The organism is Streptomyces sp. NPDC087263, from assembly GCF_044744645.1.
GTDB lineage: Bacteria > Actinomycetota > Actinomycetes > Streptomycetales > Streptomycetaceae > Streptomyces.
This window is the reverse complement of the sequence record NZ_JBIUYT010000006.1, coordinates 144,486-158,672: the sequence shown is the minus strand read 5'-3', so window position 1 is coordinate 158,672 and position 14,187 is coordinate 144,486. Positions and strand designations below refer to the sequence as shown.

Here is a 14,187-nt window from a genome sequence, read left to right as displayed (position 1 = left end):
TGACCGTCCGGTCTACTGATCCTCGTCCCCGAACGGCAGCGCGTCCAGGTCCCCCGTGAAGTCCCCCACGCTCGGGAACATCAACTCCAGTGGGTCGGACGACGGTTCCCGTCGGCTGTCCGGGGTGACCAGCGCCTGTTCCGTCCAGATGCATTTCCCCGTCGCCGTGTAGCGCGTGCCCCAGCGTTGGGAGAGCGCCGTGACCAGTTGCAGACCGCGGCCCCCTTCGTCCGTTTCCGTCGCCCGGCGGATCCGGGGCATCGTCAGGCTGCCGTCGAACACCTCGCAGATCAGTTCGGCGCCGTGCAGGAGGCGCAGGCTGACGGGGCCCTTGGCGTGACGTACCACGTTGCCCACCAGTTCGCTGGCCAGGAGCTCCGTCGTCGAGGTCAGGTCGTCCAGGCCCCACTCACGGAGCTGCTCCCGGACGTGGCGGCGGGCCTGGCCGGCTGCCCGAGGATCCTCGGTGAGGGGCCAGGAGGCCATCCGGTCACCGGCCAGGGCATGCAGGCGGACGACGAGGAGGGCCGCGTCGTCGGCCGTCGGATGCTCGGCGGGAAGCAGGCCCGCCGTGAGGGTGTCGCAGAGCCGCTCCAGGTCCGCGCCGGTTTCGGTCCCGTGCGCCGCGCTCAGCAGGCGCGCCAGGTCCGCCATTCCCTCGTCCATCTCCCGCTTCGACGACTCCACGAGCCCGTCGGTGTAGAGCACCAGCAGGCTTCCCTCCGGCACCGTCAACTCGACGGTCTCGAAAGGCGGTTCCGCCGCGCCCAGCGGTGGGTCCGCCTCCGCGTCCGGGAAGTACACCGTGCCGTCCGGGTGGACCACCGCCGGCGGGGGATGGCCGGCCCGGGCGATGGAGCAGATCTGGGTGGTCGAGTCATAGAGCGCGTACAGGCACGTCACGTACGACTCCTCGCCCATGCCGCTGACGAGGTCGTTCAGATGGCTCATGATCTCGTCGGGGGGAAGTTCCAGGTCGGCCAGGGTGTGGACCGCTGTGCGCAGGCGGCCCATGGTGGCCGCCTCGGGCAGGCCGTGGCCCATCACGTCGCCGACGACCAGGGCGACCTGGCCGCCGGAGAGCGGGATGATGTCGTACCAGTCGCCGCCCACGTCCATGCCCTGCCCGGCGGGAAGGTAGCGGGCGGCTGCCGTGCACGCGGGCAGATCGGGCAGGTCCCGGGGGAGCAGGCTGCGCTGGAGTTCGCGGGAACGGGTGTGCTCGGCGTCGTAGAGCCGGGCCCGCTCCAGGGCCTGGGCGACGAGGGCGCTGATGGTGGTCAGCAGGGTGCGTTCCTCGTCGGTGAGGCGGCGCGGGCTGTCGAAGGCCACGACGCAGACGCCGAAAGTGTGGCCGGACGCCGTCAGCGGCAGGAACGCCCAGGCCTGTTTGCCCGCGCGGTCGGGCCGGCCGGCCAGCTCCGGTGAGCGCGCGGTGTACTCCTGCACGGAGGACAGGAACAAGGGCGTGCCGGATGCGATGGCGTCCCAGGACGGTTCGCCGGATGTGCGGGGGAGGTCGTTGACGATCGGGAGGAAGTCGTCCGGATAGCCGACCGCTCCCACGTTGTACAGCCGGTCGCCCTCAAGGGCCTGCACCAGGACTCCGGTGGCCGCGAACGGCGGCAGCACCCGGTGGGCGACCGCGTCCACCACGTCCTGCGAGGTCGTCGCCTTGGCGAGGGAGGTCGTCAACTCCGCTATCCGCGCCGCGCGTTGGCCGGCGGCGCGCTCGGACGCCCGGCGCTCCTCCTCGTGCTGCCGTTTCTCGGTGACGTCGGTGAGGTAGAGGGTGCGGCCATCGGGGCCCGGGACCAGCCGCAGGTGGTAGCGACGGGCGGGATCCCCCATCTGGACGTCGAAACCGACGGGCTTCTCCTCGGCCGCGGCCCTCCGGCAGCGGCTCTCCAGGCCGGGGATCTCCCGGGCGGCGGGCAGTTCCCACAGGACGCGCCCGAACAGTTCCTCCTCGGAGAAGCCCAGCGTGCGTTCCGCCTGGAGGTTGGCGAAGGTGATCCGCCACTCCTCGTCCACCGCGAGGAAGCCGTCGCTCATGTGGCGCAGGGCGCGGCTGAGCGCGTCACGGGCGGAACGGGACTCGTTGCTCTCCCAGCCCACCCCGATCATCCGCAGAGGTTCGCCCTGTTCGTCGTACGTCGCCCGGCCGCGGGCCTGCGTCCAGCCGTACGTGCCGTCCAGGCGCCGTACCCGGTACTCGGCCTCGAACACGCCGTGGTCGCGGATCGCCCGGTCCACCGCGTCCAGCGTCGGCGCCAGGTCGTCGGGGTGGACGCACACCATCCAGTTCTCGACCCTGGCGGTGTAGTTCTCCGGCCGGGTGCCGTAGAGCGCCAGGGCGGCCTCGTCCCAGAGCAGCTCGCCGCCCTGGATGTCCCAGTCCCAGGAGCCGACGCTGACCTGCTTCAGAGCCTGCCGCAGCCGGTCACGCTTGCCACTCAGCTCCGCCTGCGAGGGTCCGGACGGCGGCGGTCCCTGGCCCATGCGCTCCTCGGTCCAGTCGACCACGGCCCGCAGGAAGTCCCACCGCTCGGGGGTCGGCTCGCCCTCGTCGCCCGTCAGGACCGTCAGTGCGGCGATGCTGCGTTCCCCGCCGAACATGGGTAAGGAGGCAAGTCCGGTGCCGGGCCAGGTGACTTCCGGGGCCCCAGGACCGGGCTTCAGCGGCACCCACACGCCACTGCCCCGGTACAGGGCCCGGGCGGGGGCCAGCGGGCCTCCCTGGTCGATGATCTCCCAGGGTCGGATGAGAGCGGGCGGCAGGCCGGTCGACGACACCAGGCGCAGTGCGGACATGGGACCGCGAAGGTGAATCGTTCCCCCGAGGGCGTTCAGCTCGCCCACCGCGTGCTGGAGTGCCAGCCGGAAGACCTCGCTCTCGGCGATGCCGGAATCGACCGTACTGAGCAGCGCCAGACGTGCGTTCATGCTGCAAGATTTTACCGTTGTCACCTCAGGTGACGCACCGCTTCTCAGGATTCTCACCTTCCGCTTCGGTTACGGAAAATGGATCCCAACAGGCGAGATTCCAGGTCGAGTTGGAGCGGGATATCGTTCGCTTTCACCTTTGATGACCAGCCGAGTGACATGGTCGAAATCGGGAGAATTACCGGCGCGGCGGTACCGCGGGCCGCCGTGTAGTGCACCGTTCACAGATCGGGAGACGCGCAGTAATGATCGGTGAATACAGTCGCAGTCATCCTGGAACCCCCTGATCACGCAAGCACGTTGTCACCCCGTCAGGCTCACCCCACCCGCCAACGAGGAGCGGCATGGACATCGGCGTATTCATCCCCATCGGCAACAACGGCTGGCTCATATCGAAGAGTTCGCCCCAATATCTGCCGAGCTTCGAGCTGAACAAAGCCATCGTGCAGAAGGCCGAGGAGCACGGACTCGACTTCGCGCTGTCGATGATCAAGCTCAAGGGGTTCGGCGGCGACACCGAGTTCTGGGACCACAACCTGGAGTCCTTCACGCTGATGGCGGGCCTGGCCGCGGTGACGGACCGGATCAAGCTGTACGCCTCCACGCCGATCCTCGTACTGCCGCCCGCGATCGTCGCGCGCATGGCCGTGACCGTCGACTCGATCGCCCCCGGCCGCTTCGGCATCAACATCGTCACCGGCTGGGCGCCCGGCGAGTACTCCCAGATGGGCCTGTGGCCCGGAGACGAGCACTTCGGCAACCGCTACGCCCGCGCGGTCGAATACGTCACCGTGATGAAGGAGTTGTGGAGCGAGGGCGTCAGCAACTTCAAGGGCGAGTTCTACGAGATGGACGACTGCGTGCTGTCCCCGCGTCCGGCGAACGGGCACATCGGCATCGTCGCCGCGGGCCAGAGCGGCACCGGCATGAAGTTCGCCGCCGAGCACGCCGACTACAGCTTCATCCTGGGCAGCGGCGTCAACACCCCGCTCGCGCTGTCGGACAGCACGGCCACCCTCGTGGACGCGGCGAAGAAGACCGGCCGTGACGTCGGCGCTCTCTCGCTCTTCATGGTCATCGCCGACGAGACCGACGAGGCCGCCCAGGCGAAGTGGCGGGACTACCACGACAACGCGGACCTCGCGGCGCTGGCGTACATGGCGGGGGAGTCGGCCACGGACACGACCGCCGACGACTCCTCGACCGCCAGGACCATCTCGCTTCCCGAGGGCGCGGTGAACCTCAACATGGGCACACTGGTCGGGTCGTACGAGACCGTCGCGAAGCTGCTCGACGAGGTCGCCGAGGTCGACGGCACCAAAGGGGTCATGCTCGTCTTCGACGACTTCATCGAGGGCCTCGAGAACTTCGGTACGCGCGTCCAGCCGCTGATGAAGTCGCGCTCGCTTGCCCGGTAGCCCGGGCGTGTGGTCCTGATGTCCGAGGAGGAGCGCGCCGTCCGCGGTCCGTGGCGGGTGTTCGCCGCCACGGCGGTGGGCGTGGTCGCCGTGTTCCTCAACATGAGCGGTCTCACCGTCGCACTGCCCACGATCACCCGGGAGTTGGGGGCGGGTCCCGGGCAGGCCGACTGGATCCTGCTCGGCTACATGCTGGTCACCACCGCGCTGATCCTCGTCTTCGGCCGGATCGCCGACATCGTCGGCCGCCGCAGGCTGTATCTGGCCGGGCTCGTCGTCTTCACCGCGGCGACCGGGCTCGCGGCGGTGTCCCCGTCGGCGGAGTTCCTGATCGCGGCACGGGTCGTGCAGGGGGTCGGCGCCGCTGCCGTGATCACCAACAACACCGCCCTGCTGACCGACGTGTTTCCCGCGCGGACCCTGGGCAGGGCACTCGGCTGGAACGTGACGGTGGCCTCGGTGGCCCAGGTCGCCGGGCCGGTCGTCGGCGGTGCCGCGACCGAACTGCTGGGCCGGCGAGGGCTGTTCGTCGTCTGCGTGCCGATCGGAGTGATCGCGATCGTCGCGTCGGCGCTGGTCGTTCCGCCGAGCGATGCCATGGGTGCCCGGCGGTCCTGCCGGGTCCGTGAACCGTTCGACCTGTCGGGTGCGCTGCTGTCCATGGCGATGCTGACCGCTCTGGTCCTTGCACTGACCCCGAGCGTCACGGCCACCGTCGCCGGATGGATGCCGTGGGTCTGCGGCGGTGCGGCAGTCGCGCTGTTCGCGGTGTTCGTCGTCGTCCAGACGCGGCGCTCGCACCCCCTGGTCGACGTGGCGTTGCTGCGTACCCGCGCGATCTCTCTGGTGTTCGTCGCGGTGCTCGCCCATGCGGTCGGCACGTACGCCGTCGTGCTGCTGGCGTCGCTGCACGAGCAGGCGGCCGGCGGAGTCACCGCCCTGAAGGCGGGGGTGCTCGTGACACCGGTCGCGGTCGGCACGCTGATCACCTCGGCGGTCGCCGGACCGCTGCTTGGCCGCTTCACGCCACGAGCGCTGGCGACCGCCGGCCTGACGACGACGGCGTGCGGGCTGCTGGGCTTCTCACTGACCTTGTCGACGACGGCTGTGCCGTTCCGGTCGGTGGCACCGTTCCTCTTCCTCATCGGGGCCGGCACCGGGCTGTTCATGACGCCCAGTACCAGCGCGCTGATGCTCAGCGTCCCGGCGGACCGGCGCGGGATGGCCAACGGCCTGCGCTCGACCACGCAGAACGTGGGCTATCTGCTCAGTACGGCGCTCGCGCTCGCGTTCACCACGACCGGACTGAGCGAACCGGCCCGGCAGGCCGCGTACGAGGGGACGCTGAACGTGCTCGCGTCGGGCGAGCTGAGCCAGTTCGTCGCCAACATCCGTGTTACCGGGCTCGTCCTCACCGGCATCGCCGTGGCGGGGGCGCTGATCTGCCTGGCGTTTCCCACGTCGCTGCGGACGCCCCGTAGCGCTGATGCCGCCGGTGCAGCCGATCTCACCGCGAACGCCGACCCGCACCCCGCCACCACACGAAGGGCGATGCCATGACCGGTTCCCAGCAGGAGGACTACGAACGCGCCGGGTTCGGCGGCCGGCTCACCCCCGGCACCTCCCCGGCTCTGCTCCTGGTGGACCCGGCCCGCGCCTACGTCGACCCGGACTGCCCGCTCTACGCCGGAGTCGAACCGGCGGTCGAGGCGATGAGGGTCCTGCTGGCCGACGCACGCCGGGCCGGGATTCCGGTGGTCATCACCCGGATGCGGCTGCGGCCGGACGGCAGTGACGGCGGCCTCTTCTTCCGCAAGGTCCCCACACTGCGGGTGTTCGCCGAGGGCAGCCCGTACGGCGACTTCATCGACGGACTGGCCCCGAGAGCGACCGAACTGACGGTGACGAAGCAGTACCCGAGCGCCTTCTTCGGCACCGCGCTGGCCGCCTACCTGACGTCGAGCGGCATCGACACTCTCCTGATCGGTGGCCTGTCGACGAGCGGTTGCGTGCGCGCCACCGCGCTCGACGCCATGCAGCACGGATTCATCCCGGTCGTGGTCGAGGAGGCCGTGGGCGACCGGGATCCGGACGTCCACGCGGCGAACCTCTTCGACATCAGGCACAAGATCGGCGAGGTCTGGCCGATGGCGCGCGTTCCGGAATACCTCGCGGGGCGGGGGCCGGAGACGCCGTAGGCCGACGGCGCCGCGGTCTCGCGCACCTGGCCGTACGACGCCGAGAGGCTGTCGCGGTTCGGGACCCGGGCGATGCGCTCGTGGAGGGCCCGTTGGTCAAGGACATCCCGCCGCTGGACAGGACCCGCGCCGGCGCCCATGGCCGGGACGACATCCGCGGCATGAAGGTCGCCACCGTGCCAGGGCTGCCGTTCCGTCACGTCGGCCAACCCTGCGGCTCGTCCGCCGCCGGATCGCGATCACCAGCAGGGTCGCCCTCGAACGCGTCCACGCGGTCACCGGCCTGACGGCCCACCAAGCCGACGACTCCGAGATCAGCGTCCGTGGGAACCGGGGCAGCCGTAACGCCCCTGTCTGCCGGGCCGCGCGGAACCGGGTCCGTCCGGCGACCTACGCCGGGACAAGGACGGTGAGCCACTCCGCTTCACGTGGCCGGTACCCGTAGCGCTCCCACAGCCCCGAAACGATCGCCGGGACGTGGCCGGCCCCGTAGACGACGGCCACCCGGATCGGCTCGTCGCCGCGCTCCGCGTGGATCTCGCCGAGCGCGGCGAGAAGCCGTTGATCGCGCCGACCGGTCATCGCGTGCTCCACAGGACCGTCGGCCATCATCTCCGCCCGCAGCGTCGACGGCAGATCCTCGACCACCAGGTCTTCGTCGAGGAAGGCGTGCGGACCGCGCAGCGCGAACACCAGGCCCATCACCGGGGCCGCGATCATGAGCAGTACGTACGTCCAGCGCGGCAGTGTCTTCAGGTCCGCGATCGCCTCCGACGCGGTCACATCCGGATTGACAACCGGCACGTCTTCGGGAAGCAGCAGCTCCTCGCGCTGCTCCTGCAGACCGTTGCGCCGCCGGCGTGGGGCGAACCGGTAAGCGAGCGTGAGGGCACTCACTCCGACCGACTTCCCTCGGATTCCCTCCATGACCACGAGGTCGCATTCCCTGAGTCTGATGCGGACCTGGGAGTAGAACGTCGGCGAAGCCACGTGCAGCATCGGGAAGATCACGAACTCGAGTGGTGTCCCTGTCCGCCGCATGGTGATCACAGCAGATCGGACGGCATACCCGGTCACCTCGATGATCTGCATGAATCCCCCGCCGCCCACGCCCGGTTTCCCTGACACCCGTACCAGGACACGAGCCCGCCCAGGGCCTCGGTTCCCTCCCGGGCGCCCAGTTCAGTGTGCCGACGCCTTGGCCTTGTTCGCCCCGCCCCAGAGCGAACCCGGGTTCGCTCGGTTCGGGTACAGCGCGAGCATCGCCTCGTACAGTTCGATCGCCGTCCCGGTCTCGGCGTCGAGCCGGTTGAAGTCGGCCAGGTACTTCTTGGTCTCGGCCAGGATCTTCGAGTCGTCGGGCAGATCGGGGTTCTTGTGGCCGGCGACGACGAAGGTCGGCTGGAGCGCGGCAAGTGTGTCAGTGGCGCGCATCCACTCCTCCCGCGACGAGGTGGTGGTCTCGCCCATGTACTGGTGGATGCCGTTGTAGGCGACGTCCCCGGCGACGACGAGCCGCAGGTCCGGCACCCACAGTGCGGTGCTGCCCTCCGTGTCGGTGAAGCCGGTGTCGATCACCTGCAGCTCATGCCCTTCGATGGTGAAGGTGTCGCCGTCGAGGGCCTCCGGGAAGACCTGGGGCTGCGGGATCTGTCCCGGAAAACGCGCCGCCCAGAAACTGTCGATGAAGGGGGAGGTGCCTTCGGTCTTCGCCTTGGCCACTGCTGCGGGGGCGGCGACCGCCTTGGCCCCGGGGAATGCCTCGGTGAGCTGCTTGACGCCGAAGCAGTGGTCGCCGTGCCCGTGCGTGACGTAGATATGGGCCAGGTTCCGCTCGTGGGACTTCACCCAGTCGACGAGCTGCTGGTTCTGCTCGATGGTGAGGAACGTGTCGACCAGTACGGCGTCACGCTCGCCGAAGATCAACGTCGCGGTGTTGACGACCCACTGGAGTTCTTCCGTGCCGGGTGGAAGGTCCCTGGTGAGACCGGACCGGCGTACGCACAGGGTGTCGTACCGCAGCGATGATGTGGCTTCCGGCATGTTGTGGATCCTTTCCACCGTCGTGGAGACGCAGGCTCGACGTGACCCGGGCGGGCGGGGATCTCGCCCCTGACGTGACACCTGAGCCCGCGGAGCTGGAGGTCGGCGGCGACTGTCCCGCCGCCCTCAAGAGCCATCCTGTGAGGCTTCGTCCAATCCGCAACACGACCACCTTCTCGGCGACACTGCGCCGGACGGGTGACCACTCCAAAGCCGCAGATCTGCGGCTTTCCATCCGCAGTCGGCCATCGCCCCCGTTTCGACTGCCCAGGACGGGCCCAGGCGTCTGTCGGCACAGTGGCGTCACACATTCCCTCAACCGACGATAGGCAGAGGGCAGAAGGCAGAAGACCGACCCGGACCTCTCCCACGGGGAGTGAGCTGACGAGGTGGTGGCTGCCCCGCAAGGTGGCAGTTGGGGTCACGTCCTCCGAAAGTGACGCATGCACGACCGCTCCAGCGCCATGGACGCGCCGTAAATGGGTGGCGTAGGGGGCCGTGCACCTTCTACGGTCGGTGGTGTTCGAACGGCTACCCCCGAGGTGCCGTGGGTGACTTTGGCTTGTCCGGGAGGTGTGACCGATGGCTGTCGTTGAGATGGGCGCTGCCCGCATCCGGAAGTTCATCAAGTCCACCTCTGTGGCCGCCGGCTGACCTCTTCCTCCTTTCTTCGCGCCTGAGCGCGCGTGCCGGGGCCGCCCTTGTGAAGGGTCTCCCTTGTCTTCCTTTTCTCTCCCTCTCCACCCTCTGACGTCCTACGGCTGGGACGACGCATGGGCGGACGAGTTCGCTCCCTACGATGCCGAGGGGCTGTTGGCCGGGCGGGTGATCCGGGTCGACCGCGGGCAGTGTGACGTGGTCACCGCCGACGGGGTCATGCGCGCGGACACCTCGTTCGTGACGCCGAACGACCCGCTGCGCGTGGTGTGCACCGGCGACTGGGTCGCCGTCGAACCCACCGGCAACCCGCGCTACGTACGGACGTATCTGCCACGCCGTACGGCCTTCGTACGCTCCACCTCCTCCAAGCGCTCCGAGGGGCAGATCCTCGCGGCCAACGTCGACTACGCGGTCGTGGCGGTGTCCCTGGCCGTTGAACTCGACCTCGGTCGCGTCGAACGCTTCCTGGCCCTGGCCTGGGAGTCCGGCGCGCAACCGGTGGTCGTCCTCACCAAGGCCGACCTCGTGCCGGACCCGGCGACGCTCGGGCACCTCGTGGAGGACACCGGGACGACGGCGCCGGGGGTGCCGGTGCTGCCGGTGAGCGCAAACACCGGGGAGGGACTCGACGTACTGGAGGCGGTGCTCTCCGGCGGTACGACCGTGCTCCTCGGACAGTCCGGCGCGGGCAAGTCGACCCTCGCCAACGCCCTGCTCGGCGAGGACGTCATGGAGGTACAGACCACGCGTGACGTCGATGGCAAGGGCCGTCACACCACGACGACCCGCAACCTCCTCGCCCTCCCCGGCGGCGGCGTCCTCATCGATACACCCGGCCTGCGCGGCGTGGGCCTCTGGGACGCCGAGACCGGCGTCGGTCAGGTCTTCGCCGAGATCGAACAACTCGCCACCCACTGCCGCTTCCACGACTGCGCCCACACAGCCGAACCCGGCTGTGCCGTCCTCGCCGCGGTCGACTCCGGCACCCTCCCCGAACGCCGTCTCGACAGCTACCGCAAACTCCTCCGCGAGAACCAGCGCATCGTCGCCAAGACGGACGCCAGGCTCCGGGCGGAGATCCGCAAGGACTGGAAGCGAAAGGGCGCGGAGGGCCGCGCGGCGATGGAGGCGAAGAGGGGCCGCCGGTAACCGCGCACCGACCGACGCCGGAGTTCTTTCAGCCCGTCCGACATTCGAGAACGAGAGCGTGCCGTCCCGGTCCTCGCCCACCCGCGAGGGCGGCAGTCTTCAGCTCCGGCAGGAAGGCTTTCACCTCGTCCGGTGTGTGAGGACGAGGTGGTGCCGTCCCGGTCCCGGCCCACCCGTGGGGCCGGCACTCTTCAGCCCCGGCCGATGGGGCGGCGCTTTCAGCCCGTCCGGCGTTTGAGGACGGGCGCGTTCAGCGCGATGCGGGGTCCGGGGGCGGCAGCCCCCGGGAACAAGGGACGGGTAGGGGCGGAGGGGGCGAAAAAACCCTCCGCCCCACCTCACCCTCACCCTCACCCTCACCCCCGCCTCAGTCCTCCAGCCCCCAACTAAGAATCCGCCGCGGATGCAAACGGATCAGCTCCTCACTGAAGTGCGGTCCCAAGTCGTGCGGCCCGGTGAGGAGTTCGGCCTCTCCTCGGATGTCGACGCCTCTGACCTTCCACGGCTGGAGACTGACGATGTCGTCGACGACGAGGGCGAACTTCGGGTTCTTCTGCAGGTTGCGCCACTTCTTGCTGGACCCCATCGCGTAGCCGCCGATCAGGATCGTCCCGTCCTCCTGCGGGAAGTAGCCGACGGGGTTCGCCTGCGGCTGCCCGTGGGCGTCGACGGTGGCCAGCCGCCCCAGCCGCTGCGACTTGAGGTACTCGCGCTCGGCCTCGCTGAATTCGGTCATGGCAGCAGCCAAACACGCCGGTGCGGGGCAGCGCATCGGATCCTGGGCGTAGGGCCGTGGTCGTAGGACGGGTGTACGGACGTGCGCCCAATGGCGTGCAATGGGGCCGGAGTGCGTTGGTGGGACCGACCGTTCGGGAACCCTTGGGCGCATGACCCGCGCGATCAAGGTCCGGCATGTCCTCGCGGTCCTGGTGACAACCCTCGTTCTCGCCCCACCGTCCGCGCGAGCCGACGCGTGGCCGGCCCTCGGCCCGTTCGCTCTCGCCCCCACGCCCACGTGGACCGGAACCTGGGAGGGCGCCCCCTCCGGCACCGTCCCCGCGCTGCCCGGCGCCACGGTGCGCAACGTCGTGCACACCAGCGTCGGTGGCAGCGCGGCCCGCATCCGGATCTCCAACCGGCTCGGCACACAGCCGCTCCAACTCGGCGCGGTCACCGTCGCCTTGCAGGAACCGGGCGCGCCAGGAAGCCCGAAGGCCGTCGCGGGTTCGATGCGCACCGCCACCTTCGGGGGCGCCGGGAACGTGACGATCCCGGCGGGCACGGACCTGGTGACCGACCCCGTGTACATCCCGATCCCCGCCGACGCCAACCTCCTGGTCTCGGTGCACACCCCCGCCGACTCGGGCCCGGCGACCTACCACCGCTCCGCCATCCAGGCCAACTTCGTGGCACCCGAAGGCAATTCGACCACCGAGGAGAGCGGCACCGCGTACACGGTCGACATCGGCAACTGGTACTACGTGACCGGCGTCGACGTACTCGGCACCTCCGCCGCCGGCAGCGTGGTCGCGCTCGGCGACTCCATCACCGACGGAACGGGATCCGGGTTCAGCGCCAACCACCGCTGGCCCGACCGGCTCGCCGACCGTCTGAAGGCCCTTCCGGCGAACCGCCGGCTCGGCGTTCTCAACGCGGGGATCTCCGGAAACCGCCTCCTGCTCGAAGGCAACGGGCCCAGCGCGCTGGCCCGCTTCGACGCCGACGTCCTCTCCCGTACCGGCGTACGCGTGGTGATCGTGATGGAGGGCATCAACGACATCAAGGGCTCCCCGGAGCAGAAGGACCCCGCCATCGAGGACGCGTACCGGCGCCTGGTGAGCCGCGCGCACGCCCGCGGAATCCGTGTCATCGGGGCGACCCTCACGCCGTACGGCGGGCACAGCGCCCACACGCCGGCCCGCGAGGCCGTGCGCCAGAAGGTCAACACCGTGATCCGCACCCGCGGTCTCTTCGACGCGGTCGTCGACTTCGACGCCGTGGTCCGCGACCCGGCCCTGCCGAGCCGCATCCTCCCCGCGTACGACCCCGGCGACCACCTCCACTTCAACGACGCGGGCATGAAGGCGATGGCCGACTCGATCGACCTGGCCACGCTGACAGCCTGGACTCCTTGATCAGAAGAGCCGGGACGAAAGCCGAAGGGCTCAGCCCCACACCACCGCCCCCAGCCACGCCCCCATGATCAGCAAGCACGTGAACAGCTCCGTCAGCACACTCCACCCGCCGGCCCGCATTCCCGTCCGCACCGACGCCATGGCCCGCCCGTGTCCGCCCAGACGCAGCCGCTCGCAGAGATAGATCCCGCAGAGAAAGCCGGGTATCGCGCCCGCCACCGGCACCAGAAAGAAACCGAGCAGCGCCCCGGCCCCGGCGTATACCGCCATTCGAGGGGTTGCCCCGCTCTGTCGCAGCCGTCGGGGCGGCAGCATCCACCGGACCGCCTGGGACAGCAGCAGGACCCCGGTCGCGCCCACGAGCACGACCCAGGCGAGCGCCCGGGTGTCGTCCAGTGCCCACCACAGGACCGCGGCCCATACGAGCCACGACCCCGGTACGCCGGGCACCAGTACCCCCGCCAGACCGAGCAGTATTACCACGCCGACCAGCAGGAGTTCCCACGCTCCCATCTGCCCAGCCTGCCGGAGTCGACGGGAAACCGCAGGTCAGTCCCGTGCCACCCAGCGCTTTTCGTAGGCGTGCCAGCCCAGCTGGAGCCGGGTCGTCACGCCCGTCAGCTCCATCAGCCGCTTCACCCGGCGCTGCACGGTCCGCAGTCCCAGATCGAGCTGCTTGGCGACGCTCGCGTCGGTCAGCCCGGCCAGCAGCAGGGACAGGATCTCCAGATCGGTCCCGTCCGGGCCGTCCGCCTCCTGCTCCGCGACGCCCGTACCGCCGAGCCGCAGTGGCAGCGCGTCGCGCCACACCGACTCGAACAGCCCGGAGAGCAGCCCAAGCAGTCCGCTCTCGTGGACGACCAGCGCGGCGGGCTCTGCGGTACGCGAGGTGAGCGGCACCATCGCGAGTGCCCGGTCGGCGATGACCAGCTTGGTCGGCACCTTGTCCACCACCCGCACCCGCTCGTCCCGGCCGAGCGCCGCGGACAGCTCGGTGATCCCGTCGGGCAGGTCGAGGACCGCCCGCTCGACGACCACGCGGTAGCGGACCCCCCGGCCCGCGGCCTGCTCCTCCGCGTCGTTCTCCCTCCCGGAGACGACGACCGGGTTGCCGGTGACCAGCGCGCACACCTCCTCGGCCGCGCCGAGCTGGAGCTGTAGGAAGCGCTGCGAAACCGCCGCGGCGCCGGTCACCACTTCGACCAGGTCGTACACGGCGGGCTCGGCGGCCCGCCCGCGGTACTCCTCGGCGAGCAGCGCGGCCGCCAGCTCCGCCTTCTCCAGCTCGTGCCGCTGCTGGGTGAGCAGCGCGCCAAGGGCCACACCGGGCGGAGCGGCGACCCAGCGGCCCGGGCGCGCCGAGGACTGCGCCGCGAGTCCGTGCCGTTCAAGGCGGCGCAGGGCGCGCTCCGTGTCGTACTCGCCGAGCGTGAGCCGTCGCGCGAGATCGGGCAGGTCGGCGGCGCCCACGGACACCAGCGCCCGGTACGCCGTCTCGTGCGTCTCGTCCAGGCCTATCGCTCCCAGCATGCGGCGACGTCCCTCCCCAGGAATCGTTTGAGCAGGTCGGTGGCGCCGGTGGCGGAAAACAGCCATGGCGCAAACCCGCCTCCGCACATCATCGCCGTACCCCCTGCC

Annotated in this window: 11 protein-coding genes; 5 read left to right on the top strand and 6 right to left on the bottom strand. The window is 70.0% G+C overall.

Going from position 1 to position 14,187, the window contains the following annotated elements:
* Positions 1-12 precede the first annotated feature (12 nt).
* Positions 13-2,946, bottom strand: coding sequence for a SpoIIE family protein phosphatase (locus ACIPC1_RS21050; RefSeq protein WP_402519009.1), 2,934 nt, complete (start codon positions 2,944-2,946; stop codon positions 13-15).
* A 344-nt stretch (positions 2,947-3,290) separates the two neighbouring features.
* Here ACIPC1_RS21050 and rutA point away from each other — a divergent pair, with 344 nt between their 5' ends.
* From rutA to ACIPC1_RS21035, 3 genes are read left to right on the top strand one after another with little or no spacing between them, the layout of a single operon-like run.
* Positions 3,291-4,364: a pyrimidine utilization protein A gene (rutA, locus tag ACIPC1_RS21045; protein WP_402519007.1), complete on the top strand. Its 1,074-nt coding sequence runs from the start codon at positions 3,291-3,293 to the stop codon at positions 4,362-4,364.
* Between the two features lie 18 nt (positions 4,365-4,382).
* Positions 4,383-5,924, top strand: a complete 1,542-nt coding sequence (locus ACIPC1_RS21040) for an MFS transporter (protein ID WP_402519520.1) — start codon at positions 4,383-4,385, stop codon at positions 5,922-5,924.
* Positions 5,921-6,562 (top strand): isochorismatase family protein, encoded by a 642-nt coding sequence (locus ACIPC1_RS21035; RefSeq protein WP_402519005.1) that lies wholly within the window; start codon positions 5,921-5,923, stop codon positions 6,560-6,562. Before ACIPC1_RS21040 ends, ACIPC1_RS21035 begins: the two co-directional genes overlap by 4 nt.
* Before the next feature lie 390 nt (positions 6,563-6,952).
* Here the strand turns inward: ACIPC1_RS21035 and ACIPC1_RS21030 are convergent, their stop codons facing one another.
* Both ACIPC1_RS21030 and ACIPC1_RS21025 read right to left on the bottom strand, forming a co-directional pair.
* Positions 6,953-7,690: a hypothetical protein gene (locus tag ACIPC1_RS21030; RefSeq protein WP_402519003.1), complete on the bottom strand. Its 738-nt coding sequence runs from the start codon at positions 7,688-7,690 to the stop codon at positions 6,953-6,955.
* 54 nt (positions 7,691-7,744) lie between these two features.
* Positions 7,745-8,605, bottom strand: a complete 861-nt coding sequence (locus ACIPC1_RS21025; protein ID WP_402519002.1) for an MBL fold metallo-hydrolase — start codon at positions 8,603-8,605, stop codon at positions 7,745-7,747.
* A 717-nt stretch (positions 8,606-9,322) separates the two neighbouring features.
* Here ACIPC1_RS21025 and rsgA point away from each other — a divergent pair.
* On the top strand, positions 9,323-10,414 hold the full coding sequence (rsgA, locus tag ACIPC1_RS21020; RefSeq protein WP_402519000.1) for a ribosome small subunit-dependent GTPase A: 1,092 nt from the start codon (positions 9,323-9,325) through the stop codon (positions 10,412-10,414).
* A gap of 367 nt (positions 10,415-10,781) precedes the next feature.
* Here rsgA and ACIPC1_RS21015 read toward each other — a convergent pair whose 3' ends face one another.
* Complete coding sequence (locus ACIPC1_RS21015) at positions 10,782-11,150, bottom strand: PPOX class F420-dependent oxidoreductase (protein ID WP_402518998.1); 369 nt, start codon at positions 11,148-11,150, stop codon at positions 10,782-10,784.
* Between the two features lie 151 nt (positions 11,151-11,301).
* On the opposite strand from ACIPC1_RS21015, the gene ACIPC1_RS21010 reads away from it, so the two are divergent.
* Positions 11,302-12,549 (top strand): SGNH/GDSL hydrolase family protein, encoded by a 1,248-nt coding sequence (locus ACIPC1_RS21010; RefSeq protein ID WP_402518996.1) that lies wholly within the window; start codon positions 11,302-11,304, stop codon positions 12,547-12,549.
* Positions 12,550-12,579: 30 nt separating this feature from the next.
* On the opposite strand, the gene ACIPC1_RS21005 is transcribed toward ACIPC1_RS21010, so the two are convergent.
* Together ACIPC1_RS21005 and ACIPC1_RS21000 are read right to left on the bottom strand one after the other, a co-directional pair.
* Positions 12,580-13,062 (bottom strand): DUF456 domain-containing protein, encoded by a 483-nt coding sequence (locus tag ACIPC1_RS21005; RefSeq protein WP_384375128.1) that lies wholly within the window; start codon positions 13,060-13,062, stop codon positions 12,580-12,582.
* Between the two features lie 36 nt (positions 13,063-13,098).
* Positions 13,099-14,079 (bottom strand): winged helix-turn-helix transcriptional regulator, encoded by a 981-nt coding sequence (locus tag ACIPC1_RS21000; RefSeq protein WP_402518994.1) that lies wholly within the window; start codon positions 14,077-14,079, stop codon positions 13,099-13,101.
* Positions 14,080-14,187 lie beyond the last annotated feature (108 nt).

What these genes read in the sequence shown, in the direction of transcription:
- ACIPC1_RS21025 (WP_402519002.1), bottom strand. Translation starts at nt 8,605, where the DNA reads ATGCCGGAAGCCACATCATCGCTGCGGTACGACACCCTGTGCGTACGC.
- ACIPC1_RS21050 (WP_402519009.1), bottom strand. Translation starts at nt 2,946, where the DNA reads ATGAACGCACGTCTGGCGCTGCTCAGTACGGTCGATTCCGGCATCGCC.
- ACIPC1_RS21000 (WP_402518994.1), bottom strand. Translation starts at nt 14,079, where the DNA reads ATGCTGGGAGCGATAGGCCTGGACGAGACGCACGAGACGGCGTACCGG.
- ACIPC1_RS21010 (WP_402518996.1), top strand. Translation starts at nt 11,302, where the DNA reads ATGACCCGCGCGATCAAGGTCCGGCATGTCCTCGCGGTCCTGGTGACA.
- rutA (WP_402519007.1), top strand. Translation starts at nt 3,291, where the DNA reads ATGGACATCGGCGTATTCATCCCCATCGGCAACAACGGCTGGCTCATA.
- ACIPC1_RS21035 (WP_402519005.1), top strand. Translation starts at nt 5,921, where the DNA reads ATGACCGGTTCCCAGCAGGAGGACTACGAACGCGCCGGGTTCGGCGGC.
- ACIPC1_RS21005 (WP_384375128.1), bottom strand. Translation starts at nt 13,062, where the DNA reads ATGGGAGCGTGGGAACTCCTGCTGGTCGGCGTGGTAATACTGCTCGGT.
- ACIPC1_RS21015 (WP_402518998.1), bottom strand. Translation starts at nt 11,150, where the DNA reads ATGACCGAATTCAGCGAGGCCGAGCGCGAGTACCTCAAGTCGCAGCGG.
- ACIPC1_RS21040 (WP_402519520.1), top strand. Translation starts at nt 4,383, where the DNA reads ATGTCCGAGGAGGAGCGCGCCGTCCGCGGTCCGTGGCGGGTGTTCGCC.